This window comes from Microbacterium sp. TWP3-1-2b2 (assembly GCF_049896145.1).
GTDB lineage: Bacteria > Actinomycetota > Actinomycetes > Actinomycetales > Microbacteriaceae > Microbacterium.
On sequence record NZ_JAFCTS010000001.1, the window covers coordinates 1,595,202 to 1,617,765 of the forward strand.

At 67.0% G+C, this 22,564-nt stretch carries 19 protein-coding genes, 1 pseudogene and 1 riboswitch; of the genes and pseudogenes, 13 read left to right on the forward strand and 7 right to left on the reverse strand.

Annotated features, from left to right (window positions below):
* The first annotated feature begins 21 nt into the window (after positions 1 to 21).
* The 4 genes from ACP7AR_RS07970 to ACP7AR_RS07985 are packed head-to-tail and all read left to right on the forward strand — an operon-like array spanning position 22 to position 2,257.
* Positions 22 to 342: a hypothetical protein gene (locus ACP7AR_RS07970; RefSeq protein ID WP_426184492.1), complete on the forward strand. Its 321-nt coding sequence runs from the start codon at positions 22 to 24 to the stop codon at positions 340 to 342.
* Positions 297 to 899, forward strand: coding sequence for a hypothetical protein (locus ACP7AR_RS07975; RefSeq protein ID WP_426184494.1), 603 nt, complete (start codon positions 297 to 299; stop codon positions 897 to 899). The genes ACP7AR_RS07970 and ACP7AR_RS07975 overlap by 46 nt, the downstream gene beginning before the upstream one ends.
* Before the next feature lie 22 nt (positions 900 to 921).
* Positions 922 to 1,644: a DUF6882 domain-containing protein gene (locus ACP7AR_RS07980; RefSeq protein WP_426184496.1), complete on the forward strand. Its 723-nt coding sequence runs from the start codon at positions 922 to 924 to the stop codon at positions 1,642 to 1,644.
* A gap of 46 nt (positions 1,645 to 1,690) precedes the next feature.
* Positions 1,691 to 2,257 carry a hypothetical protein gene (locus ACP7AR_RS07985; RefSeq protein ID WP_426184498.1) on the forward strand — a complete coding sequence of 189 codons (567 nt, stop codon included), beginning with the start codon at positions 1,691 to 1,693 and terminating at the stop codon, positions 2,255 to 2,257.
* A gap of 33 nt (positions 2,258 to 2,290) precedes the next feature.
* On the opposite strand, the gene ACP7AR_RS07990 is transcribed toward ACP7AR_RS07985, so the two are convergent.
* The gene (locus tag ACP7AR_RS07990) at positions 2,291 to 3,178 is read right to left on the reverse strand and encodes a bifunctional methylenetetrahydrofolate dehydrogenase/methenyltetrahydrofolate cyclohydrolase (protein ID WP_426184500.1); all 888 of its coding nucleotides are present in this window, start codon (positions 3,176 to 3,178) and stop codon (positions 2,291 to 2,293) included.
* Positions 3,175 to 4,449 carry a serine hydroxymethyltransferase gene (glyA, locus tag ACP7AR_RS07995; RefSeq protein ID WP_426184502.1) on the reverse strand — a complete coding sequence of 425 codons (1,275 nt, stop codon included), beginning with the start codon at positions 4,447 to 4,449 and terminating at the stop codon, positions 3,175 to 3,177. The genes ACP7AR_RS07990 and glyA overlap by 4 nt, the downstream gene beginning before the upstream one ends.
* A 44-nt stretch (positions 4,450 to 4,493) precedes the next feature.
* A riboswitch (ZMP/ZTP riboswitch) is annotated at positions 4,494 to 4,577 on the reverse strand.
* Positions 4,578 to 4,652: 75 nt separating this feature from the next.
* Between glyA and ACP7AR_RS08000 the strand changes: the two genes are divergently transcribed.
* The 6 genes and pseudogenes from ACP7AR_RS08000 to ACP7AR_RS08025 all read left to right on the forward strand — a co-directional run bounded on the left by ACP7AR_RS08000 (position 4,653) and on the right by ACP7AR_RS08025 (position 11,283).
* Entirely contained in the window at positions 4,653 to 6,152 is a 1,500-nt protein-coding gene (locus ACP7AR_RS08000; RefSeq protein WP_426184504.1) for a family 20 glycosylhydrolase, read from the forward strand.
* Positions 6,149 to 7,297, forward strand: a complete 1,149-nt coding sequence (gene nagA / locus ACP7AR_RS08005; RefSeq protein WP_426184506.1) for an N-acetylglucosamine-6-phosphate deacetylase — start codon at positions 6,149 to 6,151, stop codon at positions 7,295 to 7,297. The genes ACP7AR_RS08000 and nagA overlap by 4 nt, the downstream gene beginning before the upstream one ends.
* A 366-nt stretch (positions 7,298 to 7,663) precedes the next feature.
* The gene (locus ACP7AR_RS08010; protein WP_426184508.1) at positions 7,664 to 9,844 is read left to right on the forward strand and encodes a sigma-70 family RNA polymerase sigma factor; all 2,181 of its coding nucleotides are present in this window, start codon (positions 7,664 to 7,666) and stop codon (positions 9,842 to 9,844) included.
* A 9-nt stretch (positions 9,845 to 9,853) separates the two neighbouring features.
* Positions 9,854 to 10,225, forward strand: a complete 372-nt coding sequence (locus ACP7AR_RS08015) for a YrdB family protein (protein WP_426184510.1) — start codon at positions 9,854 to 9,856, stop codon at positions 10,223 to 10,225.
* A 220-nt stretch (positions 10,226 to 10,445) separates the two neighbouring features.
* A pseudogene (locus tag ACP7AR_RS08020) lies at positions 10,446 to 10,871 on the forward strand (FAD-linked oxidase C-terminal domain-containing protein); the annotation flags it as partial.
* Positions 10,864 to 11,283: an NUDIX hydrolase gene (locus ACP7AR_RS08025; RefSeq protein ID WP_426184512.1), complete on the forward strand. Its 420-nt coding sequence runs from the start codon at positions 10,864 to 10,866 to the stop codon at positions 11,281 to 11,283. The pseudogene ACP7AR_RS08020 and the gene ACP7AR_RS08025, both read left to right, overlap by 8 nt.
* Positions 11,284 to 11,286: 3 nt before the next feature.
* On the opposite strand, the gene nagB is transcribed toward ACP7AR_RS08025, so the two are convergent.
* From nagB to ACP7AR_RS08045, 4 genes are all read right to left on the reverse strand, one after another.
* A complete protein-coding gene (nagB, locus tag ACP7AR_RS08030; RefSeq protein ID WP_426184514.1) occupies positions 11,287 to 12,066 on the reverse strand; it encodes a glucosamine-6-phosphate deaminase in 780 nt (259 codons plus the stop codon).
* Positions 12,059 to 13,012: an ROK family protein gene (locus ACP7AR_RS08035; protein ID WP_426184516.1), complete on the reverse strand. Its 954-nt coding sequence runs from the start codon at positions 13,010 to 13,012 to the stop codon at positions 12,059 to 12,061. The genes nagB and ACP7AR_RS08035 overlap by 8 nt, the downstream gene beginning before the upstream one ends.
* An 11-nt stretch (positions 13,013 to 13,023) precedes the next feature.
* Positions 13,024 to 14,211 carry an ROK family transcriptional regulator gene (locus ACP7AR_RS08040; RefSeq protein WP_426184518.1) on the reverse strand — a complete coding sequence of 396 codons (1,188 nt, stop codon included), beginning with the start codon at positions 14,209 to 14,211 and terminating at the stop codon, positions 13,024 to 13,026.
* A gap of 101 nt (positions 14,212 to 14,312) precedes the next feature.
* Positions 14,313 to 17,642: a family 20 glycosylhydrolase gene (locus ACP7AR_RS08045; protein WP_426184520.1), complete on the reverse strand. Its 3,330-nt coding sequence runs from the start codon at positions 17,640 to 17,642 to the stop codon at positions 14,313 to 14,315.
* A gap of 25 nt (positions 17,643 to 17,667) precedes the next feature.
* On the opposite strand from ACP7AR_RS08045, the gene ACP7AR_RS08050 reads away from it, so the two are divergent.
* The 3 genes from ACP7AR_RS08050 to ACP7AR_RS08060 all read left to right on the forward strand — a co-directional run bounded on the left by ACP7AR_RS08050 (position 17,668) and on the right by ACP7AR_RS08060 (position 20,252).
* Entirely contained in the window at positions 17,668 to 18,075 is a 408-nt protein-coding gene (locus tag ACP7AR_RS08050) for a RidA family protein (protein WP_426184522.1), read from the forward strand.
* 125 nt (positions 18,076 to 18,200) lie between these two features.
* Complete coding sequence (locus ACP7AR_RS08055) at positions 18,201 to 18,674, forward strand: hypothetical protein (protein ID WP_426184524.1); 474 nt, start codon at positions 18,201 to 18,203, stop codon at positions 18,672 to 18,674.
* Between the two features lie 144 nt (positions 18,675 to 18,818).
* Positions 18,819 to 20,252 (forward strand): L,D-transpeptidase family protein, encoded by a 1,434-nt coding sequence (locus ACP7AR_RS08060; protein ID WP_426184526.1) that lies wholly within the window; start codon positions 18,819 to 18,821, stop codon positions 20,250 to 20,252.
* 72 nt (positions 20,253 to 20,324) lie between these two features.
* Here the strand turns inward: ACP7AR_RS08060 and ACP7AR_RS08065 are convergent, their stop codons facing one another.
* Positions 20,325 to 22,544, reverse strand: coding sequence for an NADP-dependent isocitrate dehydrogenase (locus tag ACP7AR_RS08065; protein WP_426184528.1), 2,220 nt, complete (start codon positions 22,542 to 22,544; stop codon positions 20,325 to 20,327).
* Positions 22,545 to 22,564 lie beyond the last annotated feature (20 nt).

Consider the following 22,564-nt stretch of genomic DNA (forward strand, 5'->3'; position numbering starts at 1 on the left):
GCACGCGTTGAAGCCCCGCTCATGATCCGCGGCCTCGGGGCCATGCAGGATCAGGGCTTCCGCTGGTTCTTCATCGCACGCGCGATCACGCTGATCACCGGATCGATGTCGTCGATCGCTCTCGCCTTCGCCGTGTTGCAGGTCGACAACGACGCGCTGTCGCTCTCGTACGTCCTCAGTGCTTTCACCGTCGCGAACATCGTGTTCGTGCTCTTCGGCGGCGTCGTCGCCGATCGACTGCCGCGGGCGCTCATCATCCAGAGCTGCTACGTCATCGACATCCTGTCGATGGCACCATGGCGGCGCTGCTGTTCAGCGGCACTGCCGTGCTCGCCTTCATGATCATGAACGCGATACACGTCGGCGCCTGGGGCGTCGTCGGCCCGTACATCGCCAAGAACAACGATCTGCTCGGCATCACAGGGTGGGGTTGGGTGATCAGCGCCGAAGGCGTAGGCGTTCTGATCATGACGCTGGTGCTGATGTGGTTCCCACTGAAGCATCCGCTACGACTCGGCATGATCGGGATGGCGTTCTTCGCGATCCCGCTGACCATGCTCGGATTGCATCCGGCAGTCGTCCTGCTCGCCGTCGCAGCGCTGATCGCCGGCGCCGGCCTCGAGATCTTCAGCACGGGTTGGAACGTGGCGATGATGGAGAACATCCCCGGTGACAAGCTCTCTCGGGTCTCCAGTTACGACATGCTCGGCAGCTTCGTGGTGATGCCGATCGGCACGCTGATCTACGGGTGGATGATCACACGCGCCGATGTCGGGATCGTGCTCGTGGTGTCAGCGGTACTGTATGCCTGCTGCGCGCTGATCACGCTGGCGGTGCCGAGCATCTGGCGGATGGGTCGGGTGTCCGATGTCGACGCCGCGCGGGTGGCGGAAACATAGGAATCAAGGCCAGACTGGAGCCATGACCTTCGCAGCCTTGCAGCCTCTTGCCGATCGCGCAGCACTCTTCGCCTCTCTCCGTCAGGACGCATTGACCACTGCCGTCGACGCGCTCGGTGAGAACCGCTGGGACGCTGACATGGCCGCAGGCACCCTCACCTTCACCGCGAAGGAGAATCCCGCACATCAGCTGGTGACACGCCCGCACCTGGTCGCGACGATCGCACCGGGCCCGCGTTCCCTGCTCTGGGCCTGGGCACACCCCCAGGGCGACGCGCAGGGGGTTGCCGCGCAGCTGCGCGATTACGGCACCCAGTACGGCATCACCGAGCTCAGCCAGCCAGAGCTGCCGTTCCCGGAGGACACCGGCTCCGATCTCGACCAGTGGATCGCGCAGGTCGCGCACCAGATCGGCACCGTCGCGGTGGAGATCACCGGCCGCTCGCCGTACTACTCCGCTCCGATAGGGGGCGGCACCCGCGCTGTGTTCCTTCTGGACGCGCCTCTCGCACCGCTCACGGTGCGGGATGCCGTCATCTCCGTACCTCGGATCCTCTCCGGGCTCGCTCTGAGCGATGCGCGTTCCTCGGTGTGGGATGCCGCGCGTCTGGCCGGCTGGAACCTGCAGTGGACCGACGAGGCCTTCAGCGGCGCGATCGTCACCGACGCGTCCGGCTCCGCCACCTTCCGATTCGACGAGCACGCCCGCATCACGGGCATCGAGGCACCGGGCCTCACCGGCTGACCACGGGTTCTTCCACGGGAGTGCTCCACCCGCCTAGGCTGACGACATGAAGAACTGGATCGTCCGCGCCGTCTCCCTGTACGTGTTCAACGTCGTCGTACTGCTGCTGATCGGCCTGCTCATGTCGAGCGTCTCAGTCGGGTGGAACGCGCTCTGGGCCGCCGTGATCCTCACCGTGGCGACGCTCGCCCTGAAGCCGACGCTGCTGAAGGTGTTCCGCGGGGCTGCGTCGAAGTCGGCGCAGACGCGCACGAAGGTCGGTGAGAAGGTCGTCCAGTACGTGCTGGTGTTCATCGTCGAGCTGATCGCGTGGGTGCTCACCGTCTGGCTCAGCGGCGTCGACGTGCGCGGCTGGTTCTGGGGCTACGTTCTTCCGCCGCTGTACCTGCTGCTCGCGTGGGTCATCTACGACCAGGTTGACGACCGGATCGAGGCGAGGACCGGCGCCGTGTTCGACACGGTCCAGTCGAAGGTGAAGGGTGGTCGCGCCTCGACGGTCGGCGCGGCAGACGCCTCGGCATCCACCACTCAGAGCCGATCGACCGCCGCCGGCCGGGAGGAGCTCCATGACGGGCTCACCCCCGAGCAGCGACGGATGCTGGACGAGCTGTAGGTAGGTCAGCCGACCGTCCGCACTTCGACTCTCTTACGCTCGCTCAGCCGACCGCTCGGCAGCTTCGACGACGTTCGTCATGAGCAGTGCGACGGTCATCGGGCCGACACCTCCGGGATTCGGTGACAGGAAGCCTGCGACTGAGGCGACGTCGGGGTGGACATCGCCGTAGACCTTCGACTTGCCGGTCTCAGGATCATCCTCACGCGTGACTCCCACGTCGAGCACTGCAGCGCCCGGCTTGACGTCCTCGGCGCGGACGAGGTGCTTGACGCCCGCAGCAGCGACGATGACGTCAGCCTCGCGAAGGTACTTCGGCATGTCGACCGTGCCGGTGTGGGTGAGCGTCACGGTGGCGTTCAGCTCGCGGCGCGTCAGCATCAGCCCGATCGAGCGCCCGATCGTGACCCCGCGTCCGACGACCACGACATGCTTGCCCTTGAGGTCGTAGTCGTTGCGCAGCAGCAGCTCGATGACACCACGGGGCGTGCACGGCAGCGGCGTGTGGATCGGCGCGTTGACGTTCAGCACGAGCCGGCCGAGGTTGGTCGGGTGCAGCCCGTCGGCATCCTTGTCCGGGTCGATGCGCTCGAGGATAGCGTCGGTGTCGATGTGCTTGGGCAACGGCAGCTGCACGATGTAACCGTGGCAGCTGTCGTCAGCGTTGAGCTCGTCGATCAGCGCCTCGACCTGTGACTGGGTGGCGTCGGCGGGAAGCTCGCGCTGGATCGAGTTCATCCCGATCGCCTCGGACTGCCGGTGCTTCATTCCGACATACAGCTGGGATGCCGGATCCGCGCCGACGAGCACAGTCGCGATCCCCGGGACGATGCCCCGCGCGCGCAGCGCTGCGACCCGTTCGGTCAGCTCCGCCCTGATCTCTGCCGCTGCGGCCTTGCCATCGAGCGCGACAGCGGTCACTGCTGCAGCTCCGGGTAGAGCGGGAACGCGCCGGCGAGCGCGTCGACTCGTGCCTTCAGCGCAGCGACATCCGCACCGGGCTGCAGTGCCAGCGCGATGATGTCGGCCACCTCGGTGAACTCGACGTCGCCGAAGCCGCGCGTCGCCAGCGCGGAGGTGCCGATGCGCAGACCGGAGGTGACCATCGGCGGACGCGGGTCATTCGGGACGGCGTTGCGGTTCACCGTGATGTGGATGTCGTGCAGGAGGTCCTCGGCCTGCTTGCCGTCGATGGCCGCGTCACGCAGGTCGACCAGGACCAGGTGCACGTCGGTGCCGCCGGAGCGCACCTTGATCTGCGCATCCGCGACGTCCTGCTGGGTGAGGCGTTCGGCGAGGATCTGCGCCCCGCTGATCGTGCGCACCTGGCGGTCCTTGAACTCAGGTGTGCCTGCGAGCTTGAAAGCGGTCGCCTTGGCTGCGATCACGTGCATGAGCGGGCCGCCCTGCTGGCCGGGGAAGACGGCGGAGTTGATCTTCTTGGCGAGGTCGGCGTCGTTGGTGAGGATGAAGCCCGAACGCGGGCCGCCGATCGTCTTGTGCACGGTGGAGGAGACGACGTGCGCGTGCGGGACGGGGCTCGGGTGCACGCCTGCGGCGACCAGTCCGGCGAAGTGCGCCATGTCGACCCAGAGGAGCGCGCCGACCTCGTCGGCGATCTCACGGAACTTCGCGAAGTCGAGGTGTCGCGGGTATGCCGACCACCCGGCGATGATGACCTTCGGCTTGTGCTCGATCGCCAGTCGACGCACCTCGTCCATGTCGACGATCGAGGTCTCCGGGTTCACGCCGTAGGCGACGATGTTGTACAGACGGCCGGAGAAGTTGATCTTCATGCCGTGCGTGAGGTGGCCGCCATGGTCGAGCGAGAGACCGAGCAGCGTGTCGCCGGGGCGCGCGATGGCGTGCAGCACTGCCGCGTTGGCGGTTGCGCCGGAGTGCGGCTGGACGTTCGCGAACTCGGCGCCGAACAGCGCCTTGACCCGCTCGATCGCCAGCGATTCCGCGACGTCGACCTCTTCGCAGCCGCCGTAGTAACGGCGACCGGGGTAGCCCTCGGCGTACTTGTTCGTGAGCACGGAGCCCTGCGACTGCAGAACCGAGACGGGGACGAAGTTCTCGGAGGCGATCATCTCGAGGAACGTGCGCTGACGGGTCAGCTCGCGGTCGAGGACCTCGGCGATCTCCGGATCGACTTCGGAGAGCGGGGCGTTGAAGTACGGATCGGTCATGTCGTCCTCTTTCGTTGCGGAATGAAATGTCATCGGAGATGGATGTCATCGGCCCAGGCGCGCGGTCGAATTCCGTAACGGTCGCTCCCCGGTGGTGACCCACCCAGACGCCAGTCGCGACCGTTCGAGCATAGCGGAATTCCGAACACCCAGAGTAGCCGGGAGACCTGGCCGCAATCGCCCTCGCACGGTACGTTTTGTTCATGGTCTTACCTCTTGTTCCGCTGCCCTCGTCCGTCACGGAGTCGACCGGCGCGCTGTCACTGACGGCGGCCACCCGCATCGTCGTCGAGAACGAAGCGGATGCCGCGGCATCCGCTCTCGCCGACGGCATCGCCGAACGCACGGGGCTCCATCCCGCGATCACCGTCGATGCTGCCCGGCCGGGTGACATCGTCGTGCGCCGCACCGCGCGCCAGGGCGAGCACTACACGGTGCATGTCGGCGAGACGGCACAGCTCGAGGGCGCCGAGGCCGGCCTCTTCTACGCGGTCCAGACCGTGCGCCAGCTGCTCACTGCTGACGGCGAGGCTTGGGTGCTCCCCCACGTCGAGATCGACGATGCCCCGCGTTTCGCGTATCGCGGCGTCATGCTCGACGTCGCCCGCACATTCTTCGATGTCGACACGGTGAAGGCGTTCATCGACCGGGCGTCGTCGCTCAAGTTCAATCACCTGCACCTGCATCTTTCCGACGATCAGGGGTGGCGACTGCAGATCGACAGCCGCCCGCTGCTCGCCGAGCGCAGCTCGACGACGGCGGTGCTGGGTCGTCCAGGCGGGTTCTACACCAAGGATGACTTCCGCGAGATCGTGCGGTACGCGACGGCTCACCACATGATCGTCGTCCCCGAGATCGATCTGCCTGGCCACACGCACGCGATCGGTCTCGCCTATCCCGAGATCGTCGAAGCGCCGGTCATGAACGACGGCCTCCTCGCGCAGTCGACGGCGCTCGATCAGCCGCTTCCTGCAGCAGGCGAGCCGTACCTCGGCTGGGGTGTCGGTCACTCCTCCGTGAAGATCCACGCGGATGAGACGTGGGAATTCCTGCGCGATGTCCTCACCGAGGTCGCCGAGATCACTCCCGGTCCTTACCTCCACGTCGGTGGAGACGAATGCCTCGGCACGACGCAGGCCGACTTCGATGCGTTCATCGAACGTGTCACGGCTCTGACCGTCGAGCTAGGGAAGACGCCGATCGCCTGGCACGAGGCCGGCTCCGCTCAGGTCGCCGAGGGCACGATCGGCCAGTACTGGGGCGACACCTCCCCGGCCGGGGCGCATGCCGATCACGCGCGCCGATTCGCTGAGCGCGGCGGTTCCGTCATCATGTCGCCGTCGAACACCGCGTATCTCGATCAGAAGTACGACGCCGACTTCCCGCTCGGACTCGACTGGGCGGCGTTGATCGACCTGCAGACGGCGTACGAGTGGGAGCCGACGGCGATCGTCGACGCCTTGCCCGCCGAGGCGGTCCTCGGCGTCGAGGGTCCGCTGTGGTCGGAGACCGTCGAGTCGCTGAACGACGTCGATCAGCTCATCTTCCCGCGCGTAGCTGCGATCGCCGAGGTCGCGTGGTCGCCTGCTGAGACACGCGAGTGGGCGTCGTTCCGCGAGCGCATCGGCCGTCTCGGAGCCGCCTGGGAGGCCGCAGGATGGGCCGGGCACCGCCCCGCCGAGATCGTCTGGAGCAGCCGATGACCACGACCTTGATCCATTCTGCTCGTCTTGTCACCGACGGCGTTGAGACCACCGATGCATGGGTGAGATTCGAAGACGGCCGCGTGACCGCTACCGGGGTCGGCGCCGGCTGGGTTGACGCCGACACGGTGATCGACGCGATCGAAGTGGCGGGCGAGGGAGCCATCCTCACGCCGGGGTTCGTCGACATTCACGGTCACGGCGGCGCAGGATCATCCTTCGACGACGGCGTCGACGCCATCCGCACCGCACGCGCGCTGCACCGCGCACACGGCACGACGCGCGCGGTCGTCTCGCTCGTGACCGCTCCGCTCGATGACCTCGCGCGTCGCGTCGGCGAGATCGCCGAACTGATGGCGACGGATGCCGACATCCTCGGCTCGCACCTGGAGGGTCCGTTCCTCGACCCTGCGCATCACGGTGCGCATGAGCCTTCGTTGCTCCGCGAGCCCGCCGCGGCGGATGTGAAGCGTCTGCTCGAGGCAGGTCGTGGCACGGTGCGCCAGGTGACGATCGCTCCAGAGCTGCCCGGCGGACTCGAGGCGATCAGGCTGATCGTCGAATCCGGAGCGGCCGCGGCGGTCGGTCACACGAGCGCGGATGCCGCGACGGCTGTCGCCGCATTCGAGGCCGGCGCGACGATCCTCACGCACGCCTTCAATGCGATGCCAGGGATCCATCACCGTGCGCCCGGTCCGGTGCTCGCCGCTGCGGCCGACCACCGCGTCGTGCTCGAGGCCATCGCCGACAACGTGCACCTCGACCCGCACGTGATCAAGTTGATCTTCGACGCTGCTCCCGGCAGGGTCGCCCTCGTGACGGACGCCATGGCGGCTGCAGGAAGCGCCGACGGCCGCTACGACCTCGGCGCGGTCAAGGTCACGGTGGCCGACGGCATCGCTCGCGCCGACGACACCGGATCGATCGCGGGCTCCACGCTCACGCAGGATGTCGCGCTGCAACGCGCCGTGCACGCCGGTGCCCCGCTGGTGGATGCGGTCCGCGCTCTCACGCAGACTCCGGCGGCGGCGATCGGCTTGGATGCGCAGCTCGGGCGGCTCGCGCCCGGTCATGTCGGCGACGCCGTGCTGCTGGATGCGCAGCTGCAGGTGCGGCACGTATTGACCGGCGCCCCCGTCGACTGAGGCAGGGATTGGGAGGTCGCCGCTCGTCAGCGGCGACCTCGTCACTCCCTCCGAGCGAGAGCAGGTGGGCCCAGGACTCCTCCCCCGAGGTTCCGAGCCCACCTGACCGGTGCACAGCCCCCGCACCGGTGCCGAACTCCGCCCCCCGGAGGAGTTCTGATGGCTGTCTCTGGTTGATGAGACGACGACTCCCCCGGATCATCACGCGATTCCGGAGAAAAACTTTTGAGAGTTCTCTCCGAGTTGTCCACAAGGCTGGCCCCACCGGGAGTTTCGAGGGAGAATAGTCCGGGCGCGTGAGCATCGACCTGATCACGCGTTTCTTCATGTGAGGGCTCATCCGACTCTCACGACAGATGGAAGCCAGTGCAGAACCACGACCAGACCGCAACCGGGGCGTCAGCCGACGCCGACCTGATCCTGCGCACCCGCTCCGGTGACGCGGACGCGTACGCGGAACTCTGGCGACGTCACTATCCTTCCGGAATGTCGGTCGCCCGTTCGATCACGTCGAGCATCGACCCCGACGACCTGGTGCAAGAGGCGTACACGCGCATCTACCAGGCGATCATCAAGGGCGGCGGCCCGAACGGATCATTCCGCGCCTACCTCTTCACCAGCATCCGCAACACCGCCGCGGCCTGGGGTCGCTCACGCCGCGAGACCGCGATGGACGAGCTCGACACCGTGGCAGACCCGGACAGCACGGAACAGGCGGCCGACGAAGCGCTCGATCGCAGCCTGACAGCGCAGGCCTTCCGCGGCCTGCCCACCCGGTGGCAGGAAGTGCTCTGGTACACCGAGATCGAGCAGATGAAGCCGGCCGAAGTGGCTCCGCTGCTCGGTATGAAGTCCGGGGCCGTCTCGCAGCTCGCATTCCGCGCTCGCGAGGGTCTGCGTGAGGCATGGATCCAGGCGCATCTGCGCAGCGCCGAGCCCGGGTCGGAATGCCAGTGGGCCATCGAGCACCTCGGCGCCTTCTCCCGTGGAAACCTCAGCGCACGCGATCAGAAGCGTCTCGATCAGCACATCGAGGGCTGCGCTCGTTGCATGATCGTCGTCGCCGAGGCGAAGGATGTCTCCAACCGCCTCGCTCTCGTATTGCTTCCCCTCGTTCTCGGAATCGCCGGCGCAGCGGGATACACCGCCACTCTGCAAGCAGGCGGAGCGCCCATCGTGGCGTTGGCAGCGATGCCCTCCAGCGTGGTCGAAGGCGGAATCGTCGTCGGTGGCGCTGGCACGAGCGGCACGGTTGGTGTCCTCGCAGGCAATGGCGGCGGTAGCGGCGCGGCTGGTGGCGGTAGCGGCGCGGCTGGTGGCGGCGGTGCGGCGGGGACCACCGCTGCGGCCGGAGGTTCCGCAACCGGAGCCATGACCGGCATCGGCGCTCTCGTCGGCGCGGGCTCCGCAGCACTGGTGGTAGCCGGCGTCGTGGCTGCGACGACGATCGTGCCTGGGCTGCTCGAGGCGAGCCCCTTCACCTCGATGCCCAGCGCGAGCGAGGTCGGCGATTCGTCGATCTCCTCAGAACTCGCGCCGGGTACCGAGATGAACGACGAGAAGTTCATTCTCGAGATCCCGGAAGAGGATCCCAAGACTCCTGACGACGTCGATCAGACGCCAGAGGTCAAGGCGCCGCTGAACGACGACGCGCCCGAGGTCGAAGCAGCGCCACCGGCGGCGCCCGTGGCGCCGGCATCGCCGGCCGTCCCCGGTGACGGCAGCGCTGGAGACGGCGACGAGGGCACGACCGAGCCCGTAGATCCGGCGAATCCGGGAACCGGCCCAGGCAGCGATCCCGGTGCTGATCCAGGCGACGGCGAACAGCCCGTACCAGGCGATGGTGGGGATGATGGAGATCAGGGTGGCGACGACGGCGACCCGCCCGTTCCAGTGCTTCCAGATGGTCTACCCGAAGTCGGAACAGCCGCAGTCCGTGTCGATCCGGGCACATGGGTAACGTACTACACGGTCCCGCTGACCGGGGTCGCTGACGCGACCGTTCGCTCAACTTATAGCGGCTCAGACAGCGGGACCGATACCGTCCTGCTCGCTGACGACTTCGCTGCTCTCGCGACAGAAGAGCGACCCGGTTCCGGCACACTTGAGCTCCGGCCGACACTAGACCAGCTTTGCGATGATGCGACGGTCGAATTCTCTTATGTCCTAGATGACGAGATCGGTGAAGTCGTCACGATAAAGCTGAGTGAACTCGGCAAGTTCCCTTACCCCGTGCTCCTTCAGATTGCGTGTGCGCTCAACATCGACCTCGCCTCAGCGGCGGGCATGGATCAATCAGAGACACTGTCAGGCGATACGTCGACTGACAGTGAGACTGTTCCTGAGCCAGGCGCCCTCACTGCTGATTCGACAACCGCCGACCGCACTGCCGACTCGATTGCTTCCGGACCCGCCGAAGAAATGCTCCCAGCTGAAACCGGACAGGTGACGAGCGAAGCCGCCGTTGATGACCTAGTCGCAGTCAATCGGGCCGAGGAAGCTCCGCCCCTGCCAGCCCCGACAGAGGCCCCCGCGCCCGCCGAATAGACTGGGAGCATGCCCGAAGCTCCCGATGCCGTTCCCGGCGTCAACCGTCCGAACATCACCCCGCTCGACATCATCAGGGCCGTCATCCTCGTCGCCGCGATCGCATCGCTCGCGCTCTGGGGCTTCGCGATGTGGACGTTCCCGTGGAACGTCGTCCTCGGCATCGGCGCTCCATTGCTCGTTCTGCTCGTGTGGGCGCTCTTCCTGTCGCCGCGTCCGGTGCTGAATCTGCACCCGTTCGTTCGTGCGGCCGTCGAACTGCTGATCTATGCCGGAGTGACGCTCGCCTGGTGGTCGATGGATCAGGCCTGGGTCGGCCTCGGCTTCGCCGTCGTCGCTGTCACCTCCGGCCTCTTCGCCGGTCGGAGAAGCTTGCGATGACCGTCGCCGCTGCCCTGCGGAACGCTCTCGGTGACATCGTCGATGTCGCCGGAGACTCCCTGGAGGCAGCGCGCGCAGACCGCTCAGGACATTCCTCCGTCGGCCGCCCTCTCGCCGTCGTGCATGCGGAGTCGATCGAGCACGTCCAGATCACCATGCGGATCGCGACAGAGACCCGCACCCCCGTCGTCGTGCGCGGTGCCGGCACAGGACTCGCCGACGGCTGCTCGCCATCCGACGTTCGATGCATGCCGCGATGGCCGCTCTCGGCACGACGCTCATCGAAGACGTGTCAGTGCCCCGCAGCGCTCTACCGGCGATGTACGACGAGATCGCGCGCATCGAGAAGACCTACTCCCTCGTGATTCCCACGGTCGCGCACGCCGGAGACGGCAACCTGCATCCGAACTTCATCTTCGAAGGCGATGTGGTGCCGGAGCACGTGTGGGCAGCGGCCGATGAACTGTTCCGGTCCGCGATCCGCCTCGGTGGCACGCTCACGGGCGAGCACGGCATCGGCATGCTCAAGAGTCGTTGGCTGGCCGAAGAGCTCGGCGAGGACCAATGGCAGCTGCAGCGCCAGATCAAGGCCGTGTTCGACCCGCTCGGCATCCTCAATCCCGGAAAGGTGTTCGCCAGTGCCTGACATCCACGTGAGCGCCGCGATCATCCACGATGCTGACGGTCGTGTGCTCGTGGTGCGCAAGCACGGCACGACGAAGTTCATGCAGCCGGGCGGCAAGCCGGAGGTCGGTGAGAACGCCGCGCAGACCCTGGCTCGCGAGCTCGACGAGGAACTGGGCCTCAAGGTAGACGAGTCGGGGCTGCGCCCGCTCGGCCGGTTCATCTCCGCCGCCGCGAACGAGCCGGGTCACCGCGTGGTCGCCGACGCGTTCGCTCTCACGATCGACGCCGACGCGGTCGCTGTCCAGGCCGAGCTCGCTGAGCTGCGCTGGATCACGCCCGCCGATCTGGGCACACTGCCGTTGGCCCCGCTCAGCGTGGAGCACCTGCTCCCGCTGGCGTGGCCAGAGGAGACGGTGCCCTCGACGGGTTGAGCGTCAGAGTCCCTGCCAGGTCGGCTTGTTGTCGAACGTGTAGCGGTAGTAGTCGGCGAGCTTGAGCTTCGACGCCGCCGCCTCGTCCACGACGACCGTCGTGTGCGGGTGCAGCTGGATCGCCGAGCCGGGAAGCATGGCGGTGACCGGCCCCTCGACGGCATCGGCTACGGCCTGCGCCTTGCCCTCGCCGAAGGCGAGCAGCACCAGATGACGCGCCTCCAGGATCGTGCCGAGTCCCTGAGTCATGCAGTGCATGGGAACCTGGTCGATGGAGTCGAAGAAGCGCGCGTTGTCCTCGCGGGTCTGCACGGTGAGGGTCTTCACGCGAGTGCGTGAGGCGAACGACGACCCCGGCTCGTTGAACCCGATGTGTCCGTCGGTGCCGATTCCGAGAATCTGCAGGTCGACACCTCCCGCGGCCTCGATCGCAGCCTCGTAGTCCGCGCCGGCATGTTCGATGCCCGAGGTCGCACCGTTCGGCACGTGGATCTGGTCGGGGTTCAGGCCGAGCGGCTCGACGACCTCACGCGCGATGACCGAGCGGTAGCTCTCCGGATGCTTCGGGTCGATGCCCACATATTCGTCCAGCGCGAAACCACGCACCTGCGAGACGTCAGTGCCGGCGAGTCGACCGTGCAGCGCCTCGTACACCGGCAGCGGTGTGGACCCTGTCGCAAGCCCCAGCACGGCATCGGGACGGCCGACGATCAGCCGGACGATCTCGTCGGCGACCAGGGCACCGGCGGCGGCGGCGTTCTCGACGATGACGACTTCAGCCATGTGTGGCGATCTCCTCTTGAGGGGCATGCACTCCGACCAGCGCGGCGCCGAGCGCGGCCGCAGGGGAACCGGGAGGGAGTAGTTCGATTCTTTCATCCAGGTGCAGGGATCGCAGAAACGGCGAATCCGTCGCGTCGGCGATGAGAGCGGAGCGGATGCTGTCGCCCAGGCGATCGCCGAGAGATGTGAGACCGCCACCGATGACGACCGTCTCGATGTCGACGCTGAGCACGAGAACACGCACTGCGGCAGCAGCACCGCGGGCGAGATCGGCGCGGAGCCGGAGCGCCTCGGAGTCGCCCTGGTCCGCGGCGTCGAAGATGTCGCGGACGGGCAACGCACCGGGGCGACCCCACGCGCGTGCGAGCGCACCCCCGCCGCAGAGAGTCTCGATGCAGCCCCGCTGCCCGCAGCTGCAGACGCGCCCGTTCGGGTCGACGGAGATGTGTCCGACCTCGCCGGCGGTGCCGCGTGACCCACGCCAGATCACACCGTCGATCACGATCCCGGCAGCGACGCCGGTGCCCAGGTTCAGGTAGGCCATCGACACGGCATCGCCACGGAGTGCCGCAGCACCAAGCGCCGCAGCCTTCACATCGTTCTCGACGATGACGGGCGTGCCGAGGAGTGCTGAGGACCGGCCTGCGAGGTCGAGAGACTCGACGCCCAGATTCACCGCATGCAGCACGCGGCCGCTCACCGTGTCGACGAGACCGGGGATTCCGACGCCGACGCTCGTCACGTCGGAGACCGAGATGCCCAACTCCGCGCACAACTCCTGCACGCTCTCCACGACGTCGGCCACCACGGCCTCGTCCCCATAACCGCTCATGCGGCGGGATCGAGCGATGATCTCTCCGCCCTCGGTCACAGCCACGGCATCCGTCTTCGTGCCACCGATGTCCAGCCCAACGCGAACGGACCGGCCGACACGACCGGTCTGCACTGCCGATTCCACTATGAGACTCCCAGCTGCCCGGAGAGAACCATGACTGCAGCGCCGCGCAGCACGATGTCGTCCTGACCGGTGAGCCTGATCACGACGTCGTCGAAGACGCCCTCGAGTGTGCGCTCACGCAGGGTCGAGGTGGCGGCATCGATGAGCGTGCCGTCGAGCAGATCGGCCGGCCCGGACAGCACGACCTCCGAGAGGTCGAGTGCGGTGACGATCGGCGCGATCGCGATGGCCATGCGCGTGCCGGCATCGCGCAGGATCTCCTCGCGGGATCCGGGCTGCGCTTCGACGGCATCCCGAAGTCGGGTGACGCTCAGCCAGGCTTCCAGACAGCCGTCGCGGCCGCACACGCAGCGCGGGCCACCGTCCGTTCCGACGACGACGTGACCGATCTCACCCGCCGCGAAACGGCTGCCGAGAAGCGGCTGGCTTCCGGCGATGAGTCCGGCGCCGACGCCGACGCCGATCTTGATGAGCATGAAGTCGGCGCGCGCATCGCCGAAGGTGTACTCCGCGAGCACGGCGGCATTGGCATCGTTGCGGGCGAGGACGGGGAGATCGAGGTCATGACCGAGCTGCGCCTCGAGTCGGAAGTCTGTCCACCCGAGGTTCGGCGAGCTCAGTACGACGCCGTCAGGGCGCACCACGCCGGGCGTTCCGACACCGACGCCGAGCAGCGGCGCGGTTGCGGCGGTGACCAGATCGCGCGCGAGTTCGAGCAGCGCGGCGTAAGCGACGTCGCCGTCCGGCTGGTCCGGTCGGGCGATCTCGCGCCGCTCGAGCACGTCTCCGTCGAGGCTCAGTACGGCTCCTCGGAAGACCTCGGCGTCGGAGAGGTCGAGGCCGATGATCTGGTGCCCGAGACGATTGATGTCGATGAGGATAGGAGGCTTGCCAGGGCCGGCCGTCTCGCGCACGCCCAGTTCGACGACGATGCCGTCGGCGATGAACTCCGCCACGAGGTCGGAGATCGTCACCCTGGTGAGGCCGGTCTCCCGCGAGAGGTCCGCACGGCTCATCGCACCGGAGTGGTACAGCGTCTGCAGCACAAGGGCACGGTTGTGACCGCGGGCGTGCTCCGGGAGCACTTTGGTGCGCGATCGCAGGTGGCGGGAGGGTCCGAAGGCATGCGAACTGGCGCCGGTGTGATCGGCCGGCGCCGGTTGACTCAACTCATCCGATTCGGACATATTTGTTAGTAGACCTTACGAACAAAAATTCTGCAACCCACGACCCGCCGCGTGCGGGCGAGGGTTACCGAAACGTTATTTTTATTTGTTGCCATACCTGACTAGCCCAGGGATCTCGTCTGCAGCCCGGCGACAAGATCGGCGACGATCTGTTCGCGTGCGGCGACGGTCATCGGCTTTCCCGGAGTGCCCGGTCGCCGCTGATCGAGTGTCGGCCCGTCGAGAGGACGATATCGCACCCCCGCCCTCTGCAGTCGCCGCAGGTGCACGGCGAGGCGACGCACGAACGCGTCGACGTCTCCTGCGTCACCTCCTGCCCACAGCCGCTCAGCGATCGCACTGAGCCTGGGGAACATGGCGAAGTCGACACGGTCGCGGGTCGGCAGATGTTCAGTCCAGACGTTGGTCTGGCCGCCGACGACGCCGTCAGGCAGACGAAGCGTGTACGCGTGCTCGAGGGTCAACGGCGGACCGACCGGCACCGGCTCATCGGCCGAGTCGGACTGCCTGTAGTCCAGATAGGTCTCAAGATCCGGGCAGCCGACGACGGGGATGCCGCGGCGAAGGGCCTCCTCGAGCGCCACGGGGCCGCGCCACGCGAGGATCTGCACCCCCTCAGGGACATCGCCTTCCAGCACTTCGTCCCAGGCCAGTGCCGTTCGGCCGTGCGCACGCACGTGGTCGACGAATTGCGCAGTGAACCACGGCTGAACGTCGTGGGGCGATGCGAGCCCGAGCTGTTGCATCCGCTGTGCGGCCGCACTGCTCTGTGCCCACTCGGTGACCGGTACCTCGTCGCCACCGATGCCGATCCAGGGAGAGTCGAAGATGTCGCACAGCGCGTCGATCGCCGCGCGTCCGAACGCCAACGACTTCTCGGTCGGTGCGAGCGTGCGGGGATTCACACCGAAGCGCTCCCATGGGCCAGTGACCGGACCGTCCTCCCCCGGGGCGTCTGTGTTCCCGAGGTCGGGATATGCGGCGAGCGCGGCCTGCACATGCCCCGGCAACTCGACCTCCGGCACGATCGTTATGAAGCGCTCGGCGGCGTACTCGACCAGTTCACGCAGCTCTGCGGTCGAGTAGAACCCTTGGTGCACACCGGGTTCGACCGTCGCGAGCGGCCCGTGACCGCGCTGGGTCGCCTCGCGGCGGGACCCGATCTCGGTGAGACGAGGGAACCCAGGGACCTCGAACCGCCAACCCTGATCGTCGGTGAGATGCAGGTGCAGGATGTTCAGCTGGTGCATCGCCAGCAGATCGATCAGACGGCGGATGTCTTCGGCCGGCCGGAAGTGGCGTGCGACGTCGAGCATCGCGCCGCGCCAGGTGTAGGCGGGCGAGCCCTCCCATCCGCCGGCAGGAATGCGCGCGAGGTCTTCTTCCGGTGCACGAAGTTGGCGCAGCGCAGTGACGCCGCGGAAGACGCCCTCGGCAGTCGCGCCGCTCACTTCGATGCCGTCGGTGTCCACGGTGATGCGGAACGCCTCCGCTCCGACTCGGCCTGCTGCGTTCGCGCTCTCCCCCACTGCAGGGTCCAAAGTCAGGGTGATGGCCGGGAGGTCTTCCGCGACCGCGTCGACGGCAGAGCCGGCAAGAGCGTGGTGCGTCGTCAGAACTTCAGCGATGACCGCGAGCTCGCCCTGAGCACGCACCGGCGTGTCCGTCGTCCACACGAACGGCGACGCTGCGGAGTCGATCACAGCGTCGATCAGCGGCACCGTCGCGCGGTGCGCGGGCGGCGGCATCCGCAGTGCGCGTCCAGGGGTGTCTCCGGTGACTGCGCCGTCTGCGACGACGGGGATGCCGCCGACCAGCACTTCGACGATTCCGACAGGGGGCGTGCGCGGGGCGTCGAACGTCGCACCGGCCGCGACTGCGTCGGGATCGAACAGCACGAGGTCTGCGGTCGCACCCTCGCGGATCACGCCGCGCGGGGCGTCACCGCGCTGCAGACCGAGCCTGGATGCCGGCGTGCCGGAGAGGTGGCGAACCGCCTCCTCCAACGTCAGGACTCCGAGCTCGCGCACATAGTGTCCGAGGTAACGGGCGAAAGCGCCGAACCCCCGGGGATGCGGCTTCGCACCGATCAGGATGCCGTCGCTTCCGCCGGTGTGACGGTCGTGCTGCATGATCGCCCGCACGTTGTCCTCGTCACCGATGTGCATCAGAATGCCGGTGGCACCGGCATCCGCCACGATCGTGTCGAGCACCACATCCACTGCGCGCTTCGCGTCTTCCTCGGCGATCTGCGCGATCGTCCTGCCGACGAGCGGAGCCAGTTCGGAGTTCGCGGTGCCGATGATCTCGATGCTCGACCAGTCGGCGCGTTCGCCGTGGAATCCGTCGCAGCCGATCTCCTCAAGTTCGACGCGAACCCGCTCACGACCCTCGGCATCCAACGTCCTTATCGCGGCGATGAGGTCGCCGCCCTCCGCGAGCCGACTCGGCAACAGGGCAGTCAAGGTGGTCGCGCCGGGAAGATACGGGTAGGTGTCGAGCGTGACGTCGACGCCGTCCGCGATGGCCTCATCGATCAGCGCCAGAAGCTCGTCGGCGCGGCCCCGGTTGGGGACGAAGTTCATCGTCGCGTGCGTGAGGTGGATGGGGCATCCGGTGCGTCGCCCGATGTCGAGCGCTTCACGATAGGCATCCAATGCGGTGGCACCGTAGCTGCGGGTGTGCGGCGCCCAGTAGCCGCCGCGCTCGGCGACGACTCGGCAGAGCGCCTCGAGCTCAGCCGTGGAGGCATACATCCCAGGTGTGTAGGTGAGTCCGCTCGACATTCCGAACGCGCCCGCGTCGAGAGCCGCGCCGAGCATCTCAGTCATCTGCCGCAGTTCGGCGCGGGTCGCGGGTCGATTCTCGTGGCCGACCGACATCATGCGGAGATTGCCCTGCGGCACCAGCACGGCGACGTTCGCGGCCGTCGCCGCGTCGATCGCCGTGAGCAGATCGTCCATGCGCCGCCAGGGAACAGACGACGGCAGTGCGTTCCACCCGGCTATCTGCGCAGGGATGACGGATGCTGTGGCGTCGTCGAGCGGCGCATAGCCGAGGCCGTCCTGCCCGATGACCTCGGTCGTGACGCCCTGCAGGATCTTTGCGCGATGATCCGCGCCCGACAGCACTGCCAGGTCGCTGTGCGCGTGCATGTCGATGAAGCCGGGGGCGAGCACCAGCCCGGTGGCGTCGATCTCGCAGGCCTCGAGGTCGACACTCCCGTCCTCGAGCTCGATCGTCCGCGCCTCCTCCGGACGCACGATGGCGACGACCCGTTCACTCTCGACGGCGACATCGGCCACATAACGCGACGCGCCCGATCCGTCCACCACTGTCGCGGCCCGGTATACGCGCACGTGCCCGGCGGCGGCGCGCGCTGCGCTCAGCATCACGCGCCCTGGTGTCGCATCCGGCATTTGTTGAGGCATCTAACAAGGCTACTAGGCTGGTCGGATGAGCACGAAGACGCGAATCACGACCACTTCCGCCCCCGCACCGGCGCACACCTTCTCGCAGGGCGTTCGCAAGGGTGGTTTCGTCCAGGTGTCAGGGCAAGGCCCGGTCGACCCTGTCACGAACGAGTACCTCTTTCCCGGTGACGTCGCTGCGCAGACCACCCGCACCCTCGAGAACGTCAAGGCCATCGTCGAAGCATCCGGGGCGACGTTCGACGATGTCGTGATGCTGCGCGTCTATCTCACCAAGCGTGAGGATTTCTCGATCATGAACGACGCCTACGGCGAGTTCGTGGGCGCGCACACACCCAGCGGAGTGCTGCCCTCGCGCACCACCGTGTTCACCGGACTGCCGCGTGAGGAGATGCTCGTCGAGATCGACGGCATCGCCATCGTCGCCGACTGACAGCGACAGAACGCGCGGACGGTGGGGTCTTCTCCCCATCGTCCGAGAGTGCGACTTGTGTTTGACTGGTCACACGACCGGAGAATCGCACCGCAGTTCGCGGTGCCGTGATTGAGGGGAAACCTATGAACCGCCGTATCGCCGCATGGACCATCGCCGCCGTCGCCGTGCTCGGCCTGACCGCCTGCTCTGGCTCGCCCGCCGCTGAGGACGACAAGTCCAACGAGGCCGGCGATTCCGCCCCGGTCGAGGAGACGAACACCGACCAGTCCGTCGAGGATGCCTGTGGCATCGTCCTCCCGAAGCTGCAGGAGGCCAGCAGCGCTGCCGGCGAGATCGACACGACCGGCGCCACTGACCCGCAGACCACGGTCGACCAGTTCAGCACCGTCGTCGATGCATTCGGCGAGGCTGCGGACAGCGTTTCCAACACCGAGGTGAAGGACGCGACGACCGCTGTTCACGAGGACTTCGTCGCTCTCGGCGACGTGCTCTCCAAGGTCCTCATCGACCAGGACCTCGACGCTGCAGCCGACATCACCACCATCACGAGCGACGTGACGGAATCCGCCACGGCGCTCCAGGAGCTCTGCAGCTGACCCTCTGAGCATCAGCGAAAGCCCCGTGACCTCATCGATCACGGGGCTTTCGCCGTTTCCGGTGCGACAACCGTTGCCTTGTCGTTATCTGGCGCCCGGTATGATATGGGAGTTGGTCACACGTGAATCACGGGGGGTGAGTAGGTGACTGGTCTAATCGAAGCACCTGACGCGAACACCGCGCAGACTGCTGTCGTTCCGCCTGTCGACGGCGAGCGACCGTTGGAATGGGCCCCGCACGAGCCCGCTCCCAAGAAGCACCGCGTCGGACTCTGGGTCGGTGTGGCGGTCGGCGTACTTGTCCTCGGCGCCGCAGCGGCGTCGACGATCCTCATCGCGCCCGGTACGACGATCGCCGGTGTTCCTGTCGGCGGTCTCACTCCTGGTGCCGCGGCCGACGTCGTCAACGCTCACCTCGCCGACACCGAGATCACGCTGACGGGCGCGGGCGAAGATCAGGTCGTGACCGCTGCCGACCTCGGCGCGTCCCTCGACGCACGCGCACTGGCAGACGAGGCGTATGCGTCGCACCCCATGTGGAACCTCGGCGCCTGGATGCCCGAGCCCATCGCCGGCGACATCACGCTCGACACAGATCTCGCACATGACACGTTGCGTGAACTCGTCCCCGCCAGCTACGTGGATGCCGTCGATGCGGGCGTCGTCTTCGAAGCCACCGCGTATGTGACCACGCCTGCCGAGGCCGGCTCAGGGATCGACCTCGATCAGCTCACCGCCGCCATCACGACTGCGCTCGCAGACGGCGGCAATGCCCTGGAGTATTCGGGCAGCCCCGCCGAGGCACCTGCCGCAGTCAGCGATGAAGAGGCAGCGGCCACCGCCGACGCTCTGAACGCGATGCTCGGCAAGATCGGCTTCTACGTCGGCGAAGAGCGCACTGTCCCGGTTGCCCCTGCGGTTGCCGGCACCTGGTTGTCCGTCGTCGACGAGAACGGCGAGCTGCGCATCAGCGCGGATGAGGATGCCATTCAGTCGGTCATCGACACCCTCCCTGGGCTCGTCAACCGCGCCCCCGTCGATGCACGAGTCGTCGTGAACTCGAGCGGGGATGTGCTGAGCGAGCTGAACGCCGGAGTCAGCGGGCGTGAAGTCGGCGACGTCACCGACGCCGCTTCCCGTTTCGCCGATCAGCTCGAGTCCGGCGATGCCGTGTTCGCGCTCGATGTCTCGGAGACGGCGTTCGAGACCACCACGCTGCTCCGCCGCATCGACGTCGACCTCGGCGCACAGCACGCCTACCTGTACGAGAACGACGTCCTGGTGAACTCCTGGGCGATCTCCTCGGGTCTTTCCGCGACGCCGACTCCGACCGGCAACTTCGCAGTGTTCGCGCACACCGAGTTCCAGGACATGGGCTGCTTCGAAGGTGCGTCGTATTGCACCGAAGACGTCCCCTGGAACACCTGGTTCGCTCCTGACATCGCTTTCCATGGCGCCTACTGGCACAACAACTTCGGCCAGCAGATGAGCCACGGTTGCGTCAACATGCCCGTCGACGTCGCGAAGTTCGTGTACGACTGGGCACCGGTCGGCACCGCGGTCGCCGTCCACTGGTGATCAGAAGCCACTGACTCCCACGCGGATACGAAGAGGGGCGGATGCCGTAGCATCCGCCCCTCTTCCTATCGATCACGCGATGGCGTCGATGATCCCATTCAGCGTCGCCGACGGGCGCATGACCTTCTCGACCTTTGCGACATCTGGGCGGTAATAGCCTCCGATGTCGACTGCCGTGCCCTGGGCGCCGTTGAGCTCGGAGACGATCTCCTGCTCCTTGACGGCGAGCTCCGCTGCCACGGACGAGAACGCCGACGCGAGCTCGGAATCCTTCGTCTGCGCGGCGAGCTCCTGCGCCCAGTACAGGCCGAGGTAGAAGTGGCTGCCTCGGTTGTCGATCGTGCCGAGCTTGCGCCCGGGCGAACGGTCCTCTTCCAGGAAGGTCCCTGTCGCGGCATCCAGCGTCTCGGCGAGCACGCGGGCCTTCTCGTTGCCGTTGCGGTCGGCGAAGTGCTCGAGCGACGCGGCCAGTGCGAAGAACTCGCCCAGCGAGTCCCACCGCAGGTAGTTCTCCTCGACGAGCTGCTGCACGTGCTTCGGGGCGGATCCACCCGCACCCGTCTCGAAGAGGCCGCCACCCGCGAGCAGGGGAACGATCGAGAGCATCTTCGCGCTCGTTCCCACCTCGAGGATCGGGAACAGATCGGTCAGGTAGTCGCGCAGCACGTTGCCGGTGACGGAGATGGTGTCCTCACCGCGGCGCAGTCGCTCCAGCGAGTAGCGGGTGGCGTCTTCCGGGGTGAGGATCTCGATCGTCAGACCGTCGGTGTCGTGGTCCTTCAGGTACTCGTTCACCTTCGCGATGAGCGCAGCATCGTGCGCCCGCGCTTCGTTGAGCCAGAACACTGCAGGCGTCGCGCTCGCACGGGCACGGGTCACGGCGAGCTTGACCCAGTCGCGCACGGCGATGTCCTTGGTCTGCGTGGCTCGCCAGATGTCGCCCGGCTGCACGCTGTGCTCCAGCACGACCTCACCGGCGGAGTTCACCACCTGGATCAGTCCGGCCGCGGCGACCTCGAAGGTCTTGTCGTGGCTGCCGTACTCCTCGGCCGCCTGGGCCATCAGGCCCACGTTCGGGACCGTGCCGATCGTCGCGGGATCCAGTGGGCCGTTCGCGATGACATCCTCGATGGTCGCCTCGTAGACACCGGCGTACGAGGAATCGGGGATCACGGCGAGTGTGTCGCCCTCACCGCCGTCGGCGCCCCAGAGCTTCCCACCGTTTCGGACGAGCGCAGGCATCGACGCGTCCACGATGACATCGCTCGGCACGTGCAGGTTCGTGATGCCCTTGTCGGAGTTGACGTAGGACAGACGAGGGCCGCTCTCGATGGCGCGGAAGAAGCTCTCCGCGATCGCTTCGCCGCCTTCGACGTCGGCGAGCCCCGAGAGGATCGAGCCGAGCCCGTCGTTGGCGCTGAGCCCGGCGGCGGCGAGAGCCGCCCCGTGCTGCGCGAACACGTCTGCGAAGTAGGCCTTCACGACGTGACCGAAGATGATCGGGTCGGAGACCTTCATCATCGTGGCCTTGAGGTGCACCGAGTACAGCACGTCATCAGCCTTGGCCGTGGCGAGGGTCTCGGCGAGGAACGCGTCGAGGGCTGCGGCGGAGAGGAACGTGGCATCCACGATCTCACCGGGGAGTACCTTCAGGTTCTCTTTGAGCGCGGTGGTGGTGCCGTCCTCTGCGACGTGCTGAATCGTGAGCACGTCGTCACCCGGTGACAGCCAGCTCTTCTCGTTCGACTTGAAGTCGTCGTGGCCCATCGTGGCGACGCGAGTCTTGGAGCCATCTGCGAATGCCTTGTTGCGGTGCGGGTGCTTCTTCGCGTAGTTCTTCACCGCGAGCGGGGCGCGACGGTCGCTGTTGCCCTCGCGCAGCACGGGGTTCACCGCGGAGCCCTTGATGCGGTCGTAGCGGGCGCGGATGTCCTTCTCCTCGAGGGAAGAGGGCTCATCCGGGAAGCTCGGGATGTCGTATCCCTGGCTCTGCAGCTCGGCGATGGCGGCCTTGAGCTGAGGGATGGATGCCGAGATGTTCGGCAGCTTGATGATGTTGGCCTCGGGGAGCGTTGCGAGTCCACCGAGCTCAGCGAGTGCGTCTGACACTTCTTCATCGGCGCTGAGTCGCTGCGGGAAGGCCGCGAGGATGCGTCCTGCCAGCGAGATGTCGCGGATCTCGATCTCGACCCCGGCCTTGCCTGCATAGGCCTGAACGATCGGGAGGAGCGATGCGGTGGCCAGAGCCGGTGCCTCGTCCGTGTAGGTGTAGATGATGGCGTCGTCGGTCACCGGGGGTATCTCCGTTCACG